Annotated in this window: 1 protein-coding gene; it reads right to left on the bottom strand. The window is 79.6% G+C overall.

Going from position 1 to position 548, the window contains the following annotated elements:
- A partial coding sequence (locus tag ACTMSW_RS30715; RefSeq protein ID WP_441184288.1) for a glycosyltransferase family 9 protein occupies positions 1 to 548 on the bottom strand: 548 nt, incomplete at both ends.

The following is a 548-nucleotide window of genomic DNA, read 5'->3' as shown; positions in this document are numbered from 1 at the left end:
GCGCGGGTGTCGCGGCAGGGGGCGCTCGCGTCGCCGAGGCGTACGGTCGGCACGCCCCAGGGGCCCCACTGTCCGAAGGGGACGGTTGGGGCGAAGAGGCTGACCACCGGCACCCCGTACGCCGCCGCGAGGTGCGCCGGCCCGGTGTTGCCGACCACCACGGCGGCGGCTCCGCCGACGATGCCGGCCAGGTCGGCGAGACCGGTGCGCCCGCCGAGTTCCACGGCGACGTCGCCGGCGACGTGAGCGGTGAGGTCGCGTTCGTGGGGTCCGCCGGTGACGACGACGCGGTGGCCGGCGGCGGCGAGCGCCCGGGCGATACCCGCCGCGACCTCCGGTGGGCACGCCCGGGCGGACGCCGCCGAACCGGGATGCAGCACCACGTATCCGGGGGCGCCGGCCTCCGCCGGGGGCGGCGGCGCCGGCCGCAGCCGGAGGGTGGGTCGGTCGTCGTCGGGCAGGGCGAACCCGGCCGCGGCGGCCAGGGACAGCGCCCGTTCCGGCTCCGGCACCCCCACCGGCACCCGATGCCGCACGTCCAGCAACGC

Origin of the sequence: Micromonospora sp. BQ11 (assembly GCF_052068135.1) — a bacterium.
Taxonomy (GTDB): Bacteria; Actinomycetota; Actinomycetes; order Mycobacteriales; family Micromonosporaceae; genus Micromonospora.
This window is presented reverse-complemented; position numbering and strand designations above follow the sequence as displayed.